Source organism: Sanguibacter suarezii NBRC 16159, from assembly GCF_001552735.1.
In the GTDB taxonomy this organism is placed as follows: Bacteria; Actinomycetota; Actinomycetes; order Actinomycetales; family Cellulomonadaceae; genus Sanguibacter; species Sanguibacter suarezii.
Genome location: NZ_BCRT01000016.1, coordinates 303,559 through 323,413 on the forward strand (window position 1 = coordinate 303,559; position 19,855 = coordinate 323,413).

Annotated in this window: 13 protein-coding genes and 1 riboswitch; of the genes, 3 read left to right on the forward strand and 10 right to left on the reverse strand. The window is 70.8% G+C overall.

Annotated features, from left to right (window positions below):
- The 3 genes from SS2_RS17775 to SS2_RS12040 form a co-directional block, all read right to left on the reverse strand.
- The gene (locus tag SS2_RS17775; protein WP_066464364.1) at positions 1 to 474 is read right to left on the reverse strand and encodes a DUF4190 domain-containing protein; all 474 of its coding nucleotides are present in this window, start codon (positions 472 to 474) and stop codon (positions 1 to 3) included.
- 117 nt (positions 475 to 591) lie between these two features.
- The gene (gene pulA, locus SS2_RS17050; protein WP_245643546.1) at positions 592 to 7,347 is read right to left on the reverse strand and encodes a pullulanase-type alpha-1,6-glucosidase; all 6,756 of its coding nucleotides are present in this window, start codon (positions 7,345 to 7,347) and stop codon (positions 592 to 594) included.
- Positions 7,348 to 7,864: 517 nt separating this feature from the next.
- Positions 7,865 to 8,851, reverse strand: coding sequence for a malate dehydrogenase (locus SS2_RS12040; protein WP_066464366.1), 987 nt, complete (start codon positions 8,849 to 8,851; stop codon positions 7,865 to 7,867).
- Between the two features lie 313 nt (positions 8,852 to 9,164).
- Here SS2_RS12040 and SS2_RS12045 point away from each other — a divergent pair, with 313 nt between their 5' ends.
- Positions 9,165 to 10,277, forward strand: a complete 1,113-nt coding sequence (locus SS2_RS12045) for an MIP/aquaporin family protein (RefSeq protein WP_066464368.1) — start codon at positions 9,165 to 9,167, stop codon at positions 10,275 to 10,277.
- Between the two features lie 130 nt (positions 10,278 to 10,407).
- Here the strand turns inward: SS2_RS12045 and SS2_RS12050 are convergent, their stop codons facing one another.
- Positions 10,408 to 10,767, reverse strand: coding sequence for a DUF3017 domain-containing protein (locus SS2_RS12050; protein ID WP_157607320.1), 360 nt, complete (start codon positions 10,765 to 10,767; stop codon positions 10,408 to 10,410).
- A gap of 41 nt (positions 10,768 to 10,808) precedes the next feature.
- Here SS2_RS12050 and SS2_RS12055 point away from each other — a divergent pair, with 41 nt between their 5' ends.
- A complete protein-coding gene (locus SS2_RS12055; protein WP_066464371.1) occupies positions 10,809 to 12,107 on the forward strand; it encodes an NAD(P)/FAD-dependent oxidoreductase in 1,299 nt (432 codons plus the stop codon).
- Positions 12,108 to 12,149: 42 nt separating this feature from the next.
- On the opposite strand, the gene purH is transcribed toward SS2_RS12055, so the two are convergent.
- Together purH and purN are read right to left on the reverse strand one after the other, a co-directional pair.
- Positions 12,150 to 13,817, reverse strand: coding sequence for a bifunctional phosphoribosylaminoimidazolecarboxamide formyltransferase/IMP cyclohydrolase (gene purH / locus SS2_RS12060; protein ID WP_083942178.1), 1,668 nt, complete (start codon positions 13,815 to 13,817; stop codon positions 12,150 to 12,152).
- A gap of 66 nt (positions 13,818 to 13,883) precedes the next feature.
- Positions 13,884 to 14,000: riboswitch (ZMP/ZTP riboswitch) on the reverse strand.
- A gap of 32 nt (positions 14,001 to 14,032) precedes the next feature.
- Positions 14,033 to 14,722 (reverse strand): phosphoribosylglycinamide formyltransferase, encoded by a 690-nt coding sequence (purN, locus tag SS2_RS12065; RefSeq protein WP_083942179.1) that lies wholly within the window; start codon positions 14,720 to 14,722, stop codon positions 14,033 to 14,035.
- 89 nt (positions 14,723 to 14,811) lie between these two features.
- Here purN and SS2_RS12070 point away from each other — a divergent pair, with 89 nt between their 5' ends.
- Entirely contained in the window at positions 14,812 to 15,363 is a 552-nt protein-coding gene (locus SS2_RS12070; protein ID WP_066464375.1) for a hypothetical protein, read from the forward strand.
- A 42-nt stretch (positions 15,364 to 15,405) separates the two neighbouring features.
- On the opposite strand, the gene SS2_RS12075 is transcribed toward SS2_RS12070, so the two are convergent.
- The 4 genes from SS2_RS12075 to SS2_RS12090 all read right to left on the reverse strand — a co-directional run bounded on the left by SS2_RS12075 (position 15,406) and on the right by SS2_RS12090 (position 19,782).
- Positions 15,406 to 16,716 carry a cell division protein PerM gene (locus tag SS2_RS12075; protein WP_066464377.1) on the reverse strand — a complete coding sequence of 437 codons (1,311 nt, stop codon included), beginning with the start codon at positions 16,714 to 16,716 and terminating at the stop codon, positions 15,406 to 15,408.
- A 164-nt stretch (positions 16,717 to 16,880) separates the two neighbouring features.
- On the reverse strand, positions 16,881 to 17,771 hold the full coding sequence (gene sucD / locus SS2_RS12080; RefSeq protein ID WP_066464380.1) for a succinate--CoA ligase subunit alpha: 891 nt from the start codon (positions 17,769 to 17,771) through the stop codon (positions 16,881 to 16,883).
- A 31-nt stretch (positions 17,772 to 17,802) separates the two neighbouring features.
- Positions 17,803 to 18,975: an ADP-forming succinate--CoA ligase subunit beta gene (sucC, locus tag SS2_RS12085; protein ID WP_066464382.1), complete on the reverse strand. Its 1,173-nt coding sequence runs from the start codon at positions 18,973 to 18,975 to the stop codon at positions 17,803 to 17,805.
- A 159-nt stretch (positions 18,976 to 19,134) separates the two neighbouring features.
- The gene (locus SS2_RS12090; RefSeq protein ID WP_066464506.1) at positions 19,135 to 19,782 is read right to left on the reverse strand and encodes an AIM24 family protein; all 648 of its coding nucleotides are present in this window, start codon (positions 19,780 to 19,782) and stop codon (positions 19,135 to 19,137) included.
- Positions 19,783 to 19,855: the final 73 nt, after the last annotated feature.

The following is a 19,855-nucleotide window of genomic DNA, read 5'->3' on the forward strand; positions in this document are numbered from 1 at the left end:
TCAGAGGTTGTCGAAGGCCGAGAACCCGGTCGAGGCCTGGACGATGAGCCCGATGATCGAGAAGGCGATGGAGATCCACCCCATGACGATGCCCGCGGTCGCCATGGTGCCGTTGTTGGCGAGCCCGGCGGCCACAGCCTGCTTCGACTTGTTGCCCAGGATCACCGCGGGGATGCCGGCGAACAGACCACAGCAGACGAGGGAGACGATGCCGAGGATCATCGACCACAGGCCGAGGTTGTTCTTGGAGACGTTGCCGCCGTAGGGGAAGTCCTGGCCGCCATAGGGCGGCTGACCACCGTACGGGGGCTGGCCACCATAGGGCGGCTGGCCGCCGTAGGGAGGCTGTCCACCATAAGGTGGCTGACCACCGTAGGGGGGCTGACCGTCGGCGGGCGGCTGCTGGCCTCCGTACGGTGACGAGTCACCGTCTTGAGGGCCCTTGGAGAACGGGTCTTGCGGCGGGTACGTCATCGTCGCGATCCAGTCGTTCGGTGATCGCCCGGGCGATCAGGTGATGGAGAGGACGGGACCGCACATCGCAGCCCGTCGGGACCCTCGTATGGTACGCACTATGGGTCGTCTTCACGATCAGCACACGCTCCGCGCACGGGAGGCCGCAGACCGACGTCGCGCCACGAGGTAGACGCCCGCGCCTGCCACGAGCAGGAGCCCGCCGAGCAAGGCGATGACCGGGGAGAACCCGGTCGCTCCGAGGCCTCCTGGGCCCCCGACGACGGCGACCACCCGCAGCGGGGCGCTGGCCTCGCGGGCGGACGTCAGGCCGACCACCCGGATCGAGTGCTCTCCGACCTCCGTCCCGAGCGGGACGGTGACCGTCACGGAGATGGAACCGTTCGCGTCCGCGACCTGCGCCACGAGCAGCTGCGGGGTGGAGCGGATCCACACCTGCACCGTCTCCCCCGGAGCGAAGCCGGTCCCGGACACCGTGATCGAGTCACCGGGACGGACCGACGACTCCGAGAGGGAGATGCTCGCTTCAAGGTCGGTCGGGTCGGTCGGTGTGGGCGGGTCGACGGGAGTCGTCGCCTGCGCCTCGTCGAGGACCGCAACCGTCCGCGCCGGCACGGTGACCTGACCGGTCGAGGCGTCCCAGGTGGTCGAGCGGACCACCGGGTCCGCGCCGTCGGCCTGCACCTGCGAGAGGGTCAGCTCGTGGCCGATCAGCGGCTCGACGGTCTCGGTGACAGCCTCCGGGCTGGCGTTGAAGACGACGAGCATGCCAGCCAGCGCGGGGTCGACGTCGGCCCCGACGGTGTCGTCGACGCGCATGACGATCACACCCGGCGTCGCATCAGCACCCGAGCCGGGGAAGGTGACCTTCTCCTGGATCAGCGCACCCGTCCCGAGCCGGAACAGCGGCGTGGAGTACCGCAGCCGCAGCAGATCCTGGGCGCTGGCGGTCGCGGCCGTGATGTCCGCGGTCGCCGGCTTGAGCGCCGGGTTCGCCAGCAGCGGTCCCTGCACAGCCCACTTGTCGCCGTTCTTGCCCTCCCCCGGGAGCCCCACCCCGAAGTTGTTCTGGGTGCCGGTCCAGTCGATCGCGTTGAAGTGGTCACCGGAGTTGTAGCTGTCCCGGTCCAGGGACTTGCTGCGCAGCAGGTCCGTGCCCGCGTGCCAGAACGACGGCGTCTGGGACAGCGCCGCCGTCGCCAGCGACAGCGTGTTCATCCGCACCCGGTCCGCCATGGACGTGTCCACCGGCAGCTTGAGCGTGAGGATGTCGAAGAGCGTCTCGTTGTCGTGGGCGTCGACGTAGGTGACGACCTCCTCGGGCGAGTCGGCGTACCCGGCCGGGGCACCGCGGTAGTCGATCTCGTCACCGCGCTGCACCTGCCCCGACGACGTCTGGAAGGAGAACTCCCGCAGGTTCCCCGCGAGGCCCAGACGGACCAGGTCGCTCTGGTGGGCGAGGCCCTCGAGCTCCTCGGCCGACCCGTCGTTGACCGTCGACTCGTCACCCTGGCGGGCCGGCCGCCCGTTCGGGTCGGTGCCCAGCCCCGTGCCGAAGCCCTGCTCGAACAGCGAGGCGCCGTCGACCGGGCTGCCGCCGTGCACGGCGTCGCGCAGGCGGTCCGAGAAGGTCCCGATGCCGGTTCCCCCGAGCTGGCCCTGGGTGGCCTGGGTGAAGCGGGCGTTGTCTGCGATCTCCCCGAAGTTCCAGCCCTCGCCGTAGAGGTAGATCGAGGCCCCGTCCACGCCGTCGTCGGCGAGGGTCAGCGCGTCGAGGGCGGCCCGGACGGCGAGCATGTTCTCCCGGGAGTGGTGACCCATGAGGTCGAAGCGGAACCCGTCCACGTGGTAGTCGCGGGCCCAGGTGACGACAGAGTCGACCATGAGGCGTTGCGCCATGGCGTTCTCGGTCGCGACGTTCTCGCAGCACGTGGAGGTCTCCACGGTCCCGGTCGCGCTGAGCCGGTGGTAATACCCGGGGACCACCCGGTCAAGGACCGACCTGGCGACCTGGCCGCTCGCCGCGGTGTGGTTGAACACCTGGTCGAGAACCACCTGCAGGCCGCTGCCGTGCAGCGCACCGACCATGGAGCGGAACTCCGCGGTGCGAGCGCCACCCACCTGGTTGCCCGCGGTCGCGTAGGACCCTTCGGCCACCTGGAAGTGCAGCGGGTCGTAGCCCCAGTTGAAGCCGTCCTCGTCCGCGATCGCGGCGACCGCCGCCTGCTGCTCGGTCGAGTCCGGGGCGAAGCCGCTCAGGTCCCCGGTCACCGCCTGAGCCGCACGGTCCTCCTCGATCGTGGCGATGTCGAAGGTCGGCAGCAGGTGGACCGTGTTGAGGCCCGCCTCCGCGAGGGTGCGCAGGTGCTTCATCCCGGCAGAGTCGCGGGTGAAGGCCTTGTACGTGCCGCGCTCGGCCTCGGGCACCGACTCGTCGGTGATGGAGAAGTCCCGCACGTGCAGCTCGTAGATGCTGCGGTCCACGTCGCGCTCGATGATCGGCGCAGGCGTGCCGGACCACACCGTCGGCGCGAAGGCCGGGTCGGCGAGGTCCACCAGGACGGAGTGCGTGGAGTTGACCGTCAGACCGGTCGAGTACGGGTCGGTGACCACGTTGTGCTCGACCGCCCCGGTGGAGTGGACGAACACCTCGACGTCGTAGACGTAGGCCGCGTCCTTCCAGCTCGCCTCGCCCGGGGTGGACCAGGTGCCGTCGCTCGCACGGGTGGCGGCGACCCGGACCGGGTCGCCGGTGACCGCGCCGTCGCCGTCGGGCCAGACGGTCGTGGTCACGGACTTCGCCGTCGGTGCCCACAGGGTCAGGCTCGGCGTCCCGGCGGACCAGGTCGCTCCGAGGGTGCGGTCCGCGGAGACTGCGAACACGTCGTCGACCACACCGGCGATCTGCACCCCGGTGGAGAACTCCAGCCCCTGCGGCCCCGACTGGGTCACCCGCAGCTGGCCGGTGAGCAGCTCGGCGACCGCCGCAGCGTCCACCTCGCCACCCAGACGCAGCGCCAGGTAGCCCGCCACGTGCGGGAAGGCCTCGCGCAGGTCGGCGGGCAGGCCGCCGTCGAGCAGGGTCAGCGGCAGGTCGGCGCCACCGGCCGGCGTGGTGACCACGCCGTCCGCGACCGTGATGCCACCGGTCGGGGCGCCGTGCAGGGTCCACGTCCGGGTGGCGAGGTCAGCACCCGCCGGGAGCGCCGACGTCGGGACGGCCAGGGTCTGTGCGTCGAGCCAGTAGGCCTGGTCGCCGTCGCCGGGGACGGAGTCGTCGGCAGCGACGGTGAACAGCCCCGTTGCGGAGTCGAAGCGGAAGACCATCGTCGCCCAGTCGGTGGGGACGGTGAAGACGACGTCGTCGCCCGGGTAGGCCTCGTCCCAGCTCAGGCCGAAGGCGGCCTTGGCCTCGTAGGTCCCCTGCGGGAGACGGTCGGTCTCCAGCTGGTAGACGCCGCCGTCGCGCTCGTAGTTCTGCAACCACGACGCCAGGCACGCGGGATCCCAGTCGGCGGCGCAGCCCAGCTCGCTCTGCATGCTCCCGGCGACCACGGCGATCCGGCCCTGGGTGCTGCCGGGGAAGAAGTGCGTGACGAAGTGCGAGGAGTCGTCGTAGACGAAGGTCACCGTGGCGGCGGCCGGGAGGGTGAAGGAGATGTTGTCCCCGCCCGAGACCCGCGTCACGCCGTAGTTCTCGTTCCAGGAGTGGTCGATGACGGCCTTGTACTCGTAGGTGCCGGCCGGCAGGTCGAAGGACTGGGAGAACACCGACCCGCTGCGCTCGGTCAGCTCTGCCGCGACGCAGGTCTCCTGCCAGTTCGCCGAGCAGCCCATCGCGAGGTTGACGGTTCCCGCGACGGAGACGGTGACGTCACGCAGCGGGGTGGGGCCGTCCGTGACCGGCGGGGCGGCCGTCGCTGCGGTGAGCACCCCGGACAGCGGATCGAAGGTGAAGGTGACCAGCGGCGACTCCGCGGTCACCGTGAAGGTCACGTCAGCCCCGGACGCGTCGCCGTAGCTCGTGTCCCAGGACAGGTCCCGGATCGCCTTGACCTTGTAGGGCCCCGGAGCGAGCGCGTCGGTCGCATAGGTGTACGTGCCGTCCGCGGCTGCCAGGAGCTGGGCCCCGAGGCAGGCGTCGGAGAAGTCCGCCGCGCAGCCCAGCTGCGTCTGGAAGTCCCCGGCCAGGGTGTAGAGCGGCGCCCCGGCGGGCACGCTCGCCCCGAGCTTGGTCGCCGGGTCGAAGTAGAAGGTCCGGTCTCCCCCGGGGTGGGTGTAGCTGTAGTTGCCCGTCGTGGAGTTGTGCACGCCGCCGACGCCGTAGTTGTCGCTCCAGTCCCCACCGAAGGCGTACTTGTGCTCGTAGGTCCCCGCCGTGATGGCGAAGGTGCCCGAGTAGAGACCGTTGGCACCCTGGACGAGCTCTCCACCGAAGCACCCGGGGGCCCAGCTCGCACAGCCCATGGAGGCACCGTGGCTGCCCGGGACGGTGAGCCGGTCGCTCGGGTCGACCACGACGGGAGTGCCCGCGCCGTGGTCGTCGCCGATGCTCGCCGAGACGACGGTCTGGGTGAGGGCGCCTGCGGCGTCGCGCACGACGGCGCGGTACTCCACGAGGGTGCCGGCGGCCAGGGAGCTGACGTCGTGGAAGAGGCGCGGGGTGGCGGTGTCCACGGTGCCGAGCAGGGTCCAGCCGGCGGCCCCGGCGACGCGGTAGGAGATCGAGGTCTCCGCGTAACGCTCGGTGCCGAGGTCGACGGCGATCTCCTGGAGCCCAGCCAGGCCCTGACCGAGGGCCGGGGTGGTGAACTCCGGCGTGATCGGCGCGGCGTCCGCGGTGAGCGGCGAACCGGCCACCAGGACGACGGCGGACAGCGCCGGCACGGTCACCGAGACGGTGCCGTCGGCGGCGGAGGTGACCGCGTCGGCGGTCCCGTACAGCGGGGTGAAGCTGGCCGACGGCGTCAGGGCGGTCAGCTCAGCCGTCGTCGCCTCGGTCGCGTTGTTCACCGCGACGAGGTACTCGACCGGTGCGGTGGCGGCGGTGTCCACGCGGGAGAATGCGTAGACGCCGGTGCCCGCGGAGACGAACTGCTCGATCTGCGCGCCGTCGGACAGCGCCGGGTGGGCGGTGCGCAGCGTGGCAAGCTCGGCGATGTGGGTGTAGAGCGGCGCCGTCGTGGAGTAGTGGTCGCCGGCGCCTGAGGAGCCGTCCAGCAACAGCTGGTCGCGGAACTCAGGGACCTGGGAGTCGAAGAGGGACTGGCGGGCGTTCTTGTCCTTGCCGTCGCCGCCGCTGCCGATGAAGCCCTGCTCGTCGCCGTAGTAGACGACAGGCTGTCCACGGGTGAGATACATGAGGGAGTGCGCGAGCTCGCTGCGCTGGAGCGCGTCGGGCTGGTCCTTGATGACGTAGCCGAGCCGGCCCATGTCGTGGTTGCCCAGGAAGGTGGGCAGCGCGTGGGCGTTCTTCGTGGCGGTCGTGTAGTAGTCGTCGCCGGCGAACAACAGCTGCAGGCCCTTGGCGGTGTTGCCGTTGGCGTAGGAGGAGGCGGCCGACTGGTAGGTGAAGTCGAGCACGGAGTCCATGTCCGTGGTGCGCACGTAGGGCGAGAGCTTGGTCGGGTCGGCGTCGTAGATCTCGCCGAACATGAAGAACTCGGGGTTGCCCGTGGCGGCCTTGATCCCGGTGGTCCACTGCTCCCAGAAGGAGAAGTCCACGTGCTTGACCGTGTCGATGCGGAAGCCGTCGATCCCGGACTTCGCCCAGAAGGAGTAGATGTCGACGAACCCGTCCACGACGCTCTGCTGGGAGGTGTCGAGGTCGTCGAGGCCGTCGAAGTCACCGAGGATGACCGACGGGCCGTCCCAGGTGGAGTTGCCGCGGTTGTTGTAGTGGCTCGGGTCGTTGAGCCACGCCGGCTGCTTGACGTTCTCGAGGCCGATCGGGATGAACGGGGTGTACGGCCCCTCCGGCGGGGCGCGGAAGGTGTAGATGCCCTCGGTGTAGTCGATGATGTCCGCGGTGTGGTTGGCGATGATGTCGAAGTAGACCTTCATGCCCTTCGCATGGGCCTCGTCGATGAGGAGGTCCAGCTCTGCGTTCGTGCCCAGGTGCGGGTCGATCTGCGTGAAGTCGGTGACCCAGTAGCCGTGGTAGCCGGCGGACATGTCCGCACCGGTGCCCTGGACCGGGTTGTTCTTGAAGGACGGCGTCAGCCAGATGGCCGTCGTGCCCAGGCCTTCGATGTAGTCGAGGTTGTTGCGCAGGCCCGCGATGTCACCTCCGTGGTAGAAGCCCTTGTCTGCGGGGTCGAATCCGGTGACCGCGCGATCCGTCGACGGGGCGCCGCCGGAGGTGACATAGCCGTGGTCGTTCGCCGTGTCGCCGTTGGCGAAGCGGTCGGTCAGGACGAAGTAGAACTGCTCGTCGCCACCCTGCTGGCGCACGGGATCCGGGGCGTCTGCCTCGGCCGGCGCGGCGACGGGATCGACGGGGACGATGCTCGTGCGGCCGGTGGCCTCGTCGAAGACGACGGTCAGCCTCGCATCCCCGGCGAGGGTGAGACGGATGTTGGCGGCGTCCGGTCCGGTCGCGCCGGCCCGTCCCCAGGCCTGGTCGTCCCAGGTCCCACCGGAGAGCACCTTGAACTCGTAGGCACCGCCGGGCAGGTCGACCTCCCCGGTGAACAGGCCATCGACGCCGCTCGCCACCAGCTCGCCGTCGGCGCAGCCCGGGAGCCAGTCGTCAGCGCAGCCCAGCTCGCTCTGCAGGTCTCCCACGAGGCGGTAGACGGGCGGCGCGGCCGCGGCCGGGGAGGCCGCAGGGAGCGCCACGAGGCTCGTGCCCAGCAGCGCGGTCGCTGCCAAGAGGGCGGGGGCTTGACGGGATGACCTTCGACACAGCGTGGAGAGACGGAAACCTGGCTGGGACATGCACGACCCCTTCGTCGGCGCGCGCAGCTCTGCGCGCAGCAAGTGTGGGCCAGACAGTACGCGTTGCTGCAAGTTGCAGCAACTAGGACATTTCTCGTTGCAGCCGGGTGAGAAAGTGGGTGAAAATATGCGGTCATACCCACGCGAAAACGGACCTCATTCTTGCAGACCGACGGGGGGTGGTTTCGGGGGTTCCCAGTCCGGGCCGAGGCGTGCGCGCGCTCGGGCCAGAGCCCCCGGGGACGCCGTGGCGACCGAGCCGCTCGTGAATGGGGACGTAGGTGGCACCCCACGCCTCAAGCTCACGGACTGCCGAGAAGTGCGTCGTGGCCCGCGCTCCCGCGAGGAGCCCGGCCGCACCGAGCAGCAGGGAGCCGGTGCACACCGACGTCGTCCACGATCCCGGGGGCGGCCGCGACGAGCACCACCTCCCCCGGGATCGACAGCCGGGTCAGATGAGCCCGAGGGACCGCACAGTCTCGCGTTCCTCAACGAGCTCGGCGACCGAGGCGTCGATGCGCTCGCGTGAGAACTCGTCGATCTCCAAGCCCTGGACGATCGTCCACGACCCGCCGTCGGAAGTCACCGGGAAGGAGGAGACCAGCCCCTCGGGCACGCCGTAGGACCCGTCCGAGACGATGCCCGCCGACGTCCAGTCCCCCTCCGGCGTGCCGTGCACCCAGTCGTAGACGTGGTCGATCGCCGCGTTCGCGGCCGAGGCCGCCGACGACGCGCCCCTGGCCTCGATGATCGCCGCGCCGCGGGTGGCCACGACCGGGATGAAGTCGTGGGAGAGCCAGTCGACGTCGTCGGTCAGCGCGGTCGCCGGGGCGCCGGCGATCTGGGCGTGGAAGAGGTCGGGGTACTGCGTCGCCGAGTGGTTCCCCCAGATGGTGAGGCGGCGCACCTCGTCCACCCCGACGCCGGCCTTCTTGGCCGCCTGGGTCAGGGCGCGGTTGTGGTCCAGGCGCGTCATGGCGCTGAACCGGTCCTTGGGGACGTCCGGGGCGTTGGACGCGGCGATGAGCGCGTTGGTGTTCGCGGGGTTGCCGACCACCAGGACACGGATGTCGTCCGCGGCCATCTCGTTGATCGCTGCGCCCTGCGGCCGGAAGATGCCACCGTTGGCCTCGAGGAGGTCGCCGCGCTCCATGCCCTTGGTCCGCGGCCGGGCACCGACCAGCAGGCCGATGTTCGCTCCGTCGAAGCCCTCGCGCGGGTTGTCGAAGATGTCGATCGCGTCGAGCAGCGGGAAGGCGCAGTCGTCGAGCTCCATCGCCGTGCCCTCGGCGGCCTTGACCCCCTGGGGGATCTCCAGCAGACGCAGGCGCACCCGGGTGTCGGGGCCGAGCAGCTGTCCGGAGGCGATCCTGAAGAGGAGGGCGTAGCCGATCTGGCCGGCCGCTCCGGTGACGGTCACGTTGACGATGGCACTCATGTCACAACTCCCTTGTTCGTGGACACTGCTTCATAGTGGCCCATCGCGCTGGTCGTCGCCGGGCCGACGCGCGGCGACCGCGTGAGGCATCAGGCGTCTGGTGATTGCTTGCGACAACGCTACTAGGTTTCTCGACGTCAAGATATCTTTGTCCGCGTGGCCCTGACCACGTCCACGTCGTGGTCAGCCCCGTGGACTGTCATGTGTTTCACAGGTGATCATGGAACTATTCACGGCGAAGCGGATGTATGCGCATCGACGTCCCACCGCTACCGTTCATCCCACAAGCCCTCCTCCACACGACAGGATCACCATGTCTCAGGACGCCTCTGCGCAGCAGACACCCATCACGGAGACCGTGGTCATCGACCACGCCCGCGACGCCCACTCCTCCCAGCCGGCCACGGTCACCTCCTCGCCCTTCGCTCTCATCGGCGCCGAGCTGCTCGGCTCCTTCCTGTTCGTGTTCGTCGGCCTCGGCGTGGCGCTCTACGCCTCGCTCCAGGGTGCTGGCCCGCTGGAGATCGCCCTCGCCTTCGGCATCGCGCTGATGGCCGCGATCGCCGCCGTCGGGCACGTCTCCGGCGGTCACTTCAACCCCGCCGTGACCTTCGGCTCGGCCCTCGCCGGTCGCACGCCGTGGAAGCTCGTCCCTGTCTACTGGATCACCCAGGTCGTCGGTGCAGCCGCAGCCGCCGCCGCGCTCTTCGCGACGATCCCCAAGGCGCTCCACAGCGGCGACACCGCGGTCTTCTCCAGCCTGCGAGACGTCTTCTCGGTGACCGCGAACGGCTTCGGAGAGCACTCCGCCGCGTACGCGAACGCCCAGAACACCTTCTTCGCCACCTACCTGTCCCAGGGCGCCACCCAGGCACAGATCGACGCCGCGATCGACGCCGGCCAGCTCGTGGTGCCGACCTTCACGCAGTTCGACCTCGCCGCAGTCGCGATCATCGAGGTCATCGCGACCGCGCTGTTCGTCGGCATCGTGCTCGCCGTGACCGACCGCCGTGCCAAGGCCCGGTTCGCCCCGGTGATCATCGGTCTGTCCTTCGCCGCGCTGCTGCTCGTCGCCGCCCCCTTCGACGGTGGCTCGATCAACCCGGCCCGTTCCCTCGCCGCCGCGGTCTTCTCTGACAGCTGGGCGCTGAGCCAGGTGTGGATCTTCTGGGTGGCTCCGCTCGTCGGCGCCGCGATCGCCGCGCTCTTCTACCGCGGATTCGCCTCCGAGGAGACCGTCGTCGACTACGTCTACTACGGCGAGGCAGACACCACGGACGACCTCGAGCTCGACGAGGTCGCGGTCGAAGAGGTCGCAGTCGAGGAGGTCGCTGACAAGGACACCACTGTCGTGGTCGACGACACCGCCACCGACAAGCCCGTCACCCTCGACAAGCCCGAGAGCGACGAGCCCACCACGAAGTAGCACCACCCGTCCGGTCGGCCCAGTCCGGCCATCCTCGAGGTCGTCTGTTGGGGGCGAGGTCGTCTGTCTGAACAGACGACCTCGCACCTGATAGACGACCTCGTCGGCGTTGTGGGGCGGCCGGAGCGGGCTAGATGTTGGGGGCGGTCTGGGCCAGGAGGGCGACGGCGGCAGCGAGGCCGAGGTACATCGCCGCGTCGACGGTGCGGGAGCGCACCACGATGCCGACCAGCCCCGGGTCCGGGACCACGAGCCGCGCGACGCCCGCACCTGCCAGGACGGTGGCCACACCGAAGGCTCCGACCTGGGCGCCCTGCCAGACCGTGACGACCGCCACGATCACGAGAGCGACGAGGATCGTCCACATCGCGGTGCTGCGCCGCGCCGCAGGTGGGCGGGGGCGCGGGGACGCGGGAGGGGTCGGCAAGCCGTCGGCGCCCTGGGGGGCCGATACCTGAGTTCCGTTGTCGACCATCACGCTGCCTGTCACGTCCACGAGCCCTTCACCGGACTGAGACTACCGTTGCGACCATGGAACCGACGCACGGCACGACTCCTCTGCCCACCACCAGCCCGCTCCCCCGCCCACGGTCCGTGGTGATCGTCGGTGCGGGCCTGGCGGGCGCGCAGACCGCAGCCGCCCTGCGCACGCACGGCTTCACCGGCCACGTCACCGTCCTGGGCGCGGAAGGGCTCGCGCCCTACGACCGCCCTCCGCTGTCCAAAGAGCTCTTCTCCCGCACGTCGCCCGCCTGGCTCGCCGACGAGCTCGGCGTCGATCTCTCCACCCTCGCCGACGAGGTGGTGCTCGACGACGCCGTGACGAGTCTCGGTCCCGCACCGGCCGGCGGTCCCGCCGTCGTGACCACGAGCGGCCGCCGGATCACCGCGGACGTCGTCGTGCTGGCCTGCGGGTCGGTGCCGGTGCGTCCGGCCGGCTGGGAGTCCGCGGTCACTCTGCACACCGCAGCCGACGCCGACCACCTGCGCACGGCTCTCACCTCCGGCGCGCACCTGGTGTGCATCGGTGCCGGGTGGATCGGTGCCGAGGTCGCCGGCGCGGCGGCGGGAGCGGGCTGCGAGGTGACGGTCGTGGAGGCGGCGAGCGTCCCGCTGCACCGCCAGCTCGGCCCTGCCGTCGGAGCGCACCTGGCCGGCTGGTACGCAGCCGCCGGGGTGACGCTGCTCGCCGGCACCCCGGTGGTCGGGGTCAGTGCCAGCCCGGGCGCCGGCCGGACGGCGCAGGTGCTGCTCGGCGCGCCGGACGGGCGCGCTCTGCCGGCCGACGTCGTCCTGGCGGCTGTCGGCGCGCGTCCGGCCACCGACTGGCTGGCCGGTGCGGTCCCGCGCGACGCCCGCGGCGCGATCCTCGTCGACTCCCGCGGCCGGGTCCCGGAGCAGCCCGCTGTCTTCGCGGTCGGCGACTGTGCCACCCGCACGGACCCGGTGTGGGAGCAGGTGCCGGGAGGTCACTGGTCCGCGGCGCTGCTCGACCCCGACGCCGTGGCCCGCGAGATCCTCGGCCTCGAGCCGGGCCCCGGCCACGCCCCGTACGTCTTCTCCACCCAGCTGGGCCACGACCTGGCGCTCTTCGGCCTGCCCGACCCAGCCGCCGACGAGGTCGTGCTGCGCGGTGACCCGGACGGCACTGCGGCCGGCGGCTGGGCGGCGCTGTACGTCTCAGGCGCCGGCCTGGTGACCGGGATCTTCGTGGTCGACTCCCCCAAGGACGTGGCCGCGGCACGAAAGATCATGGCCGGCGGGCCGGTCAAGCTCGACCTCGCCCGGGCCGCGGACCCTCAGGTCCCGCTGCGCACCACGCTCGTGTGAGACGCCGACGGCGCCGCACACGAGCGCCGGTGGCGCCGTCGGTCAGTGTGCGAAGTGCCGCGTACCCGTCAGGTACAGCGTCACGCCCGCCTCGCGGGCCGCGGCGATGACCTCGTCGTCGCGCACGGAGCCGCCGGGCTGGACGACGGCGCGCACGCCGGCGTCGAGCAGCACCTGGAGACCGTCGGCGAAGGGGAAGAACGCGTCCGAGGCCGCGACCGCTCCGCGCGCCCGCTCGACGCCGCCGGTGTTGGCCCGCTCGACCGCGAGCTTGCACGAGTCGACCCGGTTGACCTGGCCCATGCCCACGCCCACCGACGCGCCGCCGGAGGCGAGGAGGATGGCGTTGGACTTCACCGCGCGCACCGCGCGCCAGGCGAACTCGAGGTCGGCGAGGGTCTCGACGTCGGCTGCCTCACCGGTCGCCAGGGTCCAGTGCTCAGGCGAGTCGCCACCCGTCTCGGAGGCGGCGTCGATCCGGTCGACCGCCTGCATGAGCAGGCCGCCGCTGATCGGGCGCATCTCCACCGCAGCCGACGGCGCACCCTCGACCTGGAGCAGGCGGATGTTCTTCTTGGCGGTGAGGATCTCGATCGCCTCAGGCTCGAAGCCCGGCGCGACGACCACCTCGGTGAAGATCGGGGCGATCTGCTCCGCGGCCTCCTTGGTGATGATCCCGTTCGCGGCGATGACCCCGCCGAAGGCGCTCATCGGGTCGCAGGCGTGCGCCTTGGCGTGGGCGTCGGCGATGGACTCCCCCACCGCGATGCCGCACGGGTTGGCGTGCTTGATGATGGCGACCGCGGGACGGGTGTGGTCGTGCGCGGCACGCCAGGCGGCGTCGGCGTCGACGTAGTTGTTGTAGCTCATGGCCTTGCCGTGCAGCTGGACGGCCTGGGCCAGTCCCGCCGGGCCGTGGCCGGTGGTGTAGAGCGCGGCGCGCTGGTGCGGGTTCTCGCCGTAGCGCAGCACGTCGGAGCGGTTCCAGGTGGCACCGACCCAGGCCGGGAAGCCGGTCGAGACGGGGCCGTCGGAGGTCTCGACGACGTCTGTCGGGGAGACGACCGAGCTCATCCAGCTCGCCACGGCCACGTCGTAGCTCGCGGTGTGCACAAAGGCCTGGGCGGCGAGGGCCTTGCGCTGGGCGTAGGTGAAGCCGCCCGCGGCGATGGCCTCGGTGACCTCGGGGTAGCTGGCCGGGTCGACGACGACGGCCACGCTCGGGTGGTTCTTCGCCGCGGCACGGACCATGGACGGCCCGCCGATGTCGATCTGCTCCACGCACTCGTCGGGGCTGGCGCCGGACTCGACGGTCGCGGTGAAGGGGTAGAGGTTGACGACGACCAGCTCGAAGGTCTCGATGCCGAGGTCGGCGAGCTGGGCGAGGTGGTCGGGCTTGCGGGTGTCGGCGAGGATACCGGCGTGCACGCGCGGGTGCAGCGTCTTGACGCGGCCCTCGAGGCACTCGGGGAAGCCGGTGAGGGTCTCCACGCCGGTGACCGGCACGCCTGCGGCGGCGATGGTCGAGGCGGTCGAGCCGGTCGAGACGATCTCGATGCCTGCGGCGTGCAGCGCCTGGGCGAGCTCGGTGAGGCCGGTCTTGTCGTAGACGCTGATCAGGGCGCGGCGCACGGGGCGGCGGGCGTCGTCGGCGATCGCTGTGATCTCGGTGATCTCGGTGATCGGCGCGGAGGACTGAGAGGCGGACATACGGGGTGTTCTCCTGTCGGGGCGGTTCGAGCGTGACCCGCATCTGCGGTGCGTCACTTCGGTGAACCCAGGCGCCCAGGCGGACGGCGCCACGCAGCCTCACCGAGACCGGTGAGCCTGCACAGGGACTTCCTGGTCGCTCCCCGGTGGTGAACCCCACCCTCGCCAGTCGCGACCGCTGCCGATCCTACCGGTTCTCTCGCCGGCCTCGAGGATCAGCCGGGGATGACCCGCACGTGGCGGCCGTCGACGGTCAGCGTGCCGGTGGCGATCCGGCTCACCCAGTCGACGAGCAGCTGCCGCTCGACGGCCTTGATCCGCTCGTGCAGGGTCGCCTCGTCGTCGTCGTCCTCGACGGGCACGGCCGCCTGGGCGATGATCGGGCCCGTGTCGACGCCCTCGTCGATGAGGTGCACCGTGCACCCGGTGACCCGCACCCCGTAGGCGAGGGCGTCACGCACACCGTGCGCCCCGGGGAAGGCGGGCAGCAGCGCGGGGTGGGTGTTGATGATCCGGCCACCGAAGCGACCGAGGAAGCCCGCACCGAGCAGCCGCATGAAGCCCGCGCTGACCACGTAGTCCGCGTTGAACACCGCGACGGTCTCGGCCAGGGCCACGTCCCATTCCGCCCGGGAGTCGAAGTCGGCCATCTGCACCACCGCGCAGGCGATCCCGGCGTCGTGGGCGACGGTGATCGCGCCGGCCGTCGGGTTGTCCGTCACCACGGCCACCACCCGCGCGCCGTAGCCCGGCGCGTCGTGCGCCGCGAGCAGCGCGGCGAGGTTGCTCCCGCCTCCTGAGGCGAGCACGACGACGCGCGCGGCGGCGTCGGGACCGCGTCCCACGACGGCCACCGGGTGACCGGAGGGGGTGCGGGCGGAGGGGTCCTGAGAGCGAGAAGTCACGGACGGAACAGTAACTCCTCATGCCCGCCGGGCCGAGGGCGTTTCACCCCTCGTGCACGACGGGTGGCGACATGCGAGATGATGGGGCCATGGGAAACCCGTACGCCCCGAAGCCGCCGGGCACCCCGCCGCCGGACCCGCGCCGCTTCCAGCCGCCGGCACCCGCCCCCGAGGACGGCGCGCACCTGCCCCTCGCAGGCGACCAGGCCACCTCCCCCGCACCCCAGGGCACCCCGCGCACCCCACGACCCCCGGTCGATCCGGACGCCGCCCGGCTAGCCACCCGGTCCGTCATGCACTTCGGCCTGCTCATGCTCGCCACGCTGCTGACCAGCACCATCGCGCTGCCGTGGCGGCTGGTGAGCGTCGCGATCGGCCTGCTGGCCCTCGTGGTGGGCATCCGCGCGCTGCGCCGCATCTGGCGCGCCGGTCTGCGCGGCTTCCTCGTGGTGGCGATGTCCGCCGGCGTGATCATGACCTTCGCCCTGGCGCTGACCACCCTCGCGGTCATCCCCGTGTGGCAGATCGAGATGGACCGCCAGTCCTGCCTCAACCAGGCCATCACGCTGTCCGCGACGTCCACCTGCGAGTCGGACTACCAGAGGGCGATCACCGAGTACCAGAAGTCCCTCACCGACTGAGCACCGGCTGAGCACCGCGTGACCGGGTCCGCCGGCAGCCGGCTACGACTCGTCGGTCTCCGGTGTGCGGGCACGCTCGCTGAGGGAGCGACGCAGCGTCGTCCATCCTTGGCGTGCGGCGGACCACACCTCGTGGCGCACGGCCAGGAGCAGCACGAGAGCTCCGAGGCCGACCTGCGCCGCGATGGTCAGCCCGATGAACGTCCCCGACGCGCCCACCTCTGCCAACCGTCCAGGGCCGGCGACCCCTGAGGCGAGCCCGACGAGCGACCCGCAGGCCAGCCCTGCCCCCGCGGCGATCGTGCCGGCCAGGACGAAGACGTGCCACCAGGCGATGTGCTCGAACCTGCGGTGCACGAACCAGCCGCCCATCACGCCGGCACCGGCCATGAGCACCGGCGCCCACACGCCCAGCCCAGCGCCCGTGGTGGGTCCGGGGAGGGCGCCGAGCAGCGGCAGCGCGGGCAGCGGGGCCGAGGTCACCGCGTCCAGCCCGAAGTGCGTCCCGGCACCGACCGTGAAGCCAGGACCGGCCAGCCAGGCCAGCGCCCACACGACGAGGTTGGGGACCAGGGCGAGCTGCGCGATCGCGAGGGACACCCCGCTCGCGCTGTCCAGCGCGAGCCCGCGCACGACGTCGGTCACCGTCGTGTGCTCGGCGACGATCCAGGTGAGCGCGACGACGCCGGCCAGCACGACGGCGCTGGCGGCGGCGACCATCCCGCCGCGCAGCCCGACCCGGAGCAGCACCGGGACGCGCAGCACGAGGGCGTGCAGAGCGTCGGCGAGGTCGCCGGAGTCCGGCCGGGCGAGCGTCCCCCAGGACAGCCCGATCGCGGCGACGACCAGGGACCCCAGGACAGCGCAGGAGAGCTGGCCGGGGCTGACGGCTCCGGTCAGCAGCGCGACGAAGACTCCGCCGGCGACGTAGGTGCCCGTCCCGGAGGCCAGGGCCGACCAGTGCGGGGTCATGGTGCGCCGGGCGCTGACGTAGGCCCCGAAGACTGCGACGGCGCTCACTCCGAGCGGCACGATCGTCAGGTCGACCACGCCCGTGGCCAACGGGACCGAGTGCCCGAGCAGCCAGATGCGGGCAGCCATGCCCACGGCGCCACCCCAGCTCGTCTCCGCGCCAGGGATCTGCGCCGCTGCCGCCACGACCATCGCGATCGCGGGGATGACGACTGCCGCGAGGGAGAACAGCAGCGCCTGCGCGGCGGCCAGCATCCCGGAGACCCAGGGCGCGGCACCGTCGATGGAGGTGCGCGAGGAGTCGCCGGGCAGTCGCTGCTCGACGATCCGGCGCAGGGTCTGCAGGCGTCCGGGCTGGGTGGGTGGGGGTCCGACGGTCACGGCACCATCGTCTCCCGAAGGCCAGGGCTGGGCCGGGAGGAGGGACGGCGCGCCTGGCTGTGAGGCGCGTCGCGCTGGGAGACGGCGCTACGACGACGACGGCGCCCGCCCCGAGACCGGGACGGGCGCCGTCGTGCTGGTTTCGCGCGATCAGGTGGTGCGGATCAGGCGGAGAGGATCTCGCGCATGAGCTCAGCGGCCTCGGACGGCGTCTTGCCGACCTTGACCCCGGCGGCCTCGAGGGCCTCCTTCTTCGCCTGGGCGGTGCCCGAGGAGCCGGAGACGATGGCGCCGGCGTGGCCCATGGTCTTGCCCTCGGGAGCCGTGAAGCCCGCGACGTAGCCGACGACCGGCTTGGTCACGTTCTCCTTGATGTACGCCGCGGCACGCTCCTCCGCGTCGCCACCGATCTCGCCGATCATGACGATCGCGGCGGTGTCGGGGTCTGCCTCGAAGGCAGCGAGGGCGTCGATGTGCGTGGTCCCGATGATGGGGTCCCCACCGATGCCGATCGCCGTGGAGAAACCGAAGTCACGGAGCTCGTACATCATCTGGTACGTCAGCGTGCCGGACTTCGACACGAGGCCGATCTTCCCGGCGCCGGTGATGTTCGCGGGGATGATGCCCACGTTCGACAGTCCGGGGCTGATCAGGCCGGGGCAGTTGGGGCCGATGAGCCGCACGCCCTTCTCCTGGGCGAGCGTGAAGAACTCCGCGGTGTCCTTGACCGGGACGCCCTCGGTGATGATCACGACGAGCGGGATCTGCGCCTCGATGGCCTCGACGACGGCGGCCTTGGTGTGGGCCGGCGGGACGAAGATGACCGAGACGTCGGCGCCGGTGGCGGACATCGCCTCGGCGACGGAGCCGAAGACGGGGACGTCGACCGACGCCTCGCCCTGGGGGAAGGTGACGGAGGTGCCCGCCTTGCGCGGGTTCACCCCGCCGACGATGTTCGTGCCCGAGGCCAGCATGCGCGTGGTGTGCTTCTGGCCCTCGGAACCGGTCATGCCCTGAACGATGACCTTGGAGTCCTCAGTGATGAAGATTGCCATTGTTGTGTCGCTTCTTCTCTCTGGGTGCGGATCAGGCGGAGGCGTTGGCCAGCTCGGCAGCCTTGTCGGCGCCGCCGTCCATCGTCTCGGCGAGGGTCACGAGCGGGTGGGCAGCCTCAGCGAGGATGCGACGGCCTTCTTCGACGTTGTTGCCGTCGAGGCGGACCACGAGCGGCTTCGTCGCAGCGTCGCCGAGCACCTTGAGGGCGCCGACGATGCCGTTGGCGACAGCGTCACAGGCGGTGATGCCGCCGAAGACGTTGACGAAGACGGACTTGACCTGGGCGTCACCGAGGATGACGTCGAGGCCGGCAGCCATGACCTCGGCCGAGGCGCCGCCGCCGATGTCGAGGAAGTTGGCGGGCTTGACCCCGCCGTGACGCTCGCCGGCGTAAGCGACGACGTCCAGGGTGCTCATGACGAGACCCGCGCCGTTGCCGATGATGCCGACCGACCCGTCGAGCTTGACGTAGTTGAGGTCGTTCTCCTTGGCCTTGGCCTCGAGGGGGTCGGCCGCGGCCTTGTCCTCCAGCTCGGCGTGGTCAGGGTGACGGAAGCCAGCGTTCTCGTCGAGGGTGACCTTGCCGTCGAGGGCGACGATCTTCCCGTCTTCGGTGAGGACGAGGGGGTTGACCTCGACGAGCGTCGCGTCCTCCTCCTTGTAGACGGTCCACAGCTTCTGGAAGGCGTCGACGACCTGGTCCTTGATGGCGTCGGCGAAGCCAGCGGCCTCGGCGATCTCGATGGCCTTGGCCTCGTCGATGCCCACGAGCGGGTCGACGGCGACCTTGGCGAGAGCCTCGGGCCGCTCGACAGCGAGCTGCTCGATCTCCATGCCACCCTCGACGCTCGCCATGGCGAGGTACGAGCGGTTGGACCGGTCGAGGAGCACGGAGAAGTAGAACTCCTCGGCGATCTTCGCACCGGCGGCGATCATCACACGGTGCACCGTGTGACCCTTGATGTCCATGCCGAGGATCTGTGCGGCCTGCTCGGCTGCCTCGTCGGGAGTGTGGGCGAGCTTGACGCCGCCCGCCTTCCCGCGGCCTCCGACCTTGACCTGCGCCTTGACGACGACGGTTCCTCCGCCGAGCTCTTCTGCTGCTGCGCGAGCTTCTTCAGGAGTGGTGGCGACCACTCCACCCAGCACGGGCACGCCGTGCTTCTCGAAGATGTCGCGTGCCTGGTATTCGAACAGGTCCACCCTGCTGCGTCCTTCCGTCGACCGGTACACACATGTGTCTCGACGTCGAGACACTTTCTTACAGACTAGTGCCGATCTGGACAGACGGGCTCCTGACAAGGTGTCAGGTACACCACAGTCAGTGTCAGGTGCGCCACACTCGCGCTCCAGGTGATGGCCTCAGACCGACTCCGACGGCTGGACCACCACGAAGCCAGGACCGTGGAAGGAGTACTGCACGGCCTCCCCCGACCCACGGCCGATGAACGACATGGCGGACATCGAGCTGACGAGCGACGGCTTGAGGTTCGCCGACCAGCAGACTGCGGCGTCGGTGTCGACGAAGACGGGCTGCTGGGAGCAGTCGAGGATGAGCGGCTGGCCGTCCGAGGTGAGGGCGACCGTGCCGTGCCCGCCGACCGTGGTGTTGAACAACCCAGCACCGACCATCGCGGTCCCGGTCCGGTGGATGTCCCACTGCAGGGCAGCGTCGAAGGCGAGCAGAGAGTGCCCTCCGACGCTGATCCCCTCCCCCTCGAGCTCCATCGTGAACACGTGCGCGGCGCGCCGGGCGAGGTACACCTGGCCCTGGCCGGTCATCCGCATGAGCGGCTGGTCCTCCGCGGTGAGCACCCGCTTCATGACCTTCGCGACGCTGCCCGCGCCTTCGTGGCGGAACTGCACCTGCCCGGTGTAGGCGACCATGACGCCCTTCGCTGCGATGACGTCGGGGCCGAGGGAGACCCGGAGCAACCGCGGGTTCTGCAGGGTGTACCGCTCGCCGGAGTGCACCTCGTTGTGGGCCTGGCTGAAGAGTTCGCTGCGCATGGACGACAGTATGGCGGGCGACGTGTTCGCCGTCACATCGGCCACCATCGGCTCCTGTGGCTTCGAGGCACAA

Excerpts from the sequence above, each read along its gene's own strand:
- SS2_RS17775 (WP_066464364.1), bottom strand. The coding sequence starts at position 474 with ATGACGTACCCGCCGCAAGACCCGTTCTCCAAGGGCCCTCAAGACGGT.
- SS2_RS12040 (WP_066464366.1), bottom strand. The coding sequence starts at position 8,851 with ATGAGTGCCATCGTCAACGTGACCGTCACCGGAGCGGCCGGCCAGATC.
- SS2_RS12045 (WP_066464368.1), top strand. The coding sequence starts at position 9,165 with ATGTCTCAGGACGCCTCTGCGCAGCAGACACCCATCACGGAGACCGTG.
- SS2_RS12055 (WP_066464371.1), top strand. The coding sequence starts at position 10,809 with ATGGAACCGACGCACGGCACGACTCCTCTGCCCACCACCAGCCCGCTC.
- purH (WP_083942178.1), bottom strand. The coding sequence starts at position 13,817 with ATGTCCGCCTCTCAGTCCTCCGCGCCGATCACCGAGATCACCGAGATC.
- SS2_RS12070 (WP_066464375.1), top strand. The coding sequence starts at position 14,812 with ATGGGAAACCCGTACGCCCCGAAGCCGCCGGGCACCCCGCCGCCGGAC.
- sucD (WP_066464380.1), bottom strand. The coding sequence starts at position 17,771 with ATGGCAATCTTCATCACTGAGGACTCCAAGGTCATCGTTCAGGGCATG.
- SS2_RS12090 (WP_066464506.1), bottom strand. The coding sequence starts at position 19,782 with ATGCGCAGCGAACTCTTCAGCCAGGCCCACAACGAGGTGCACTCCGGC.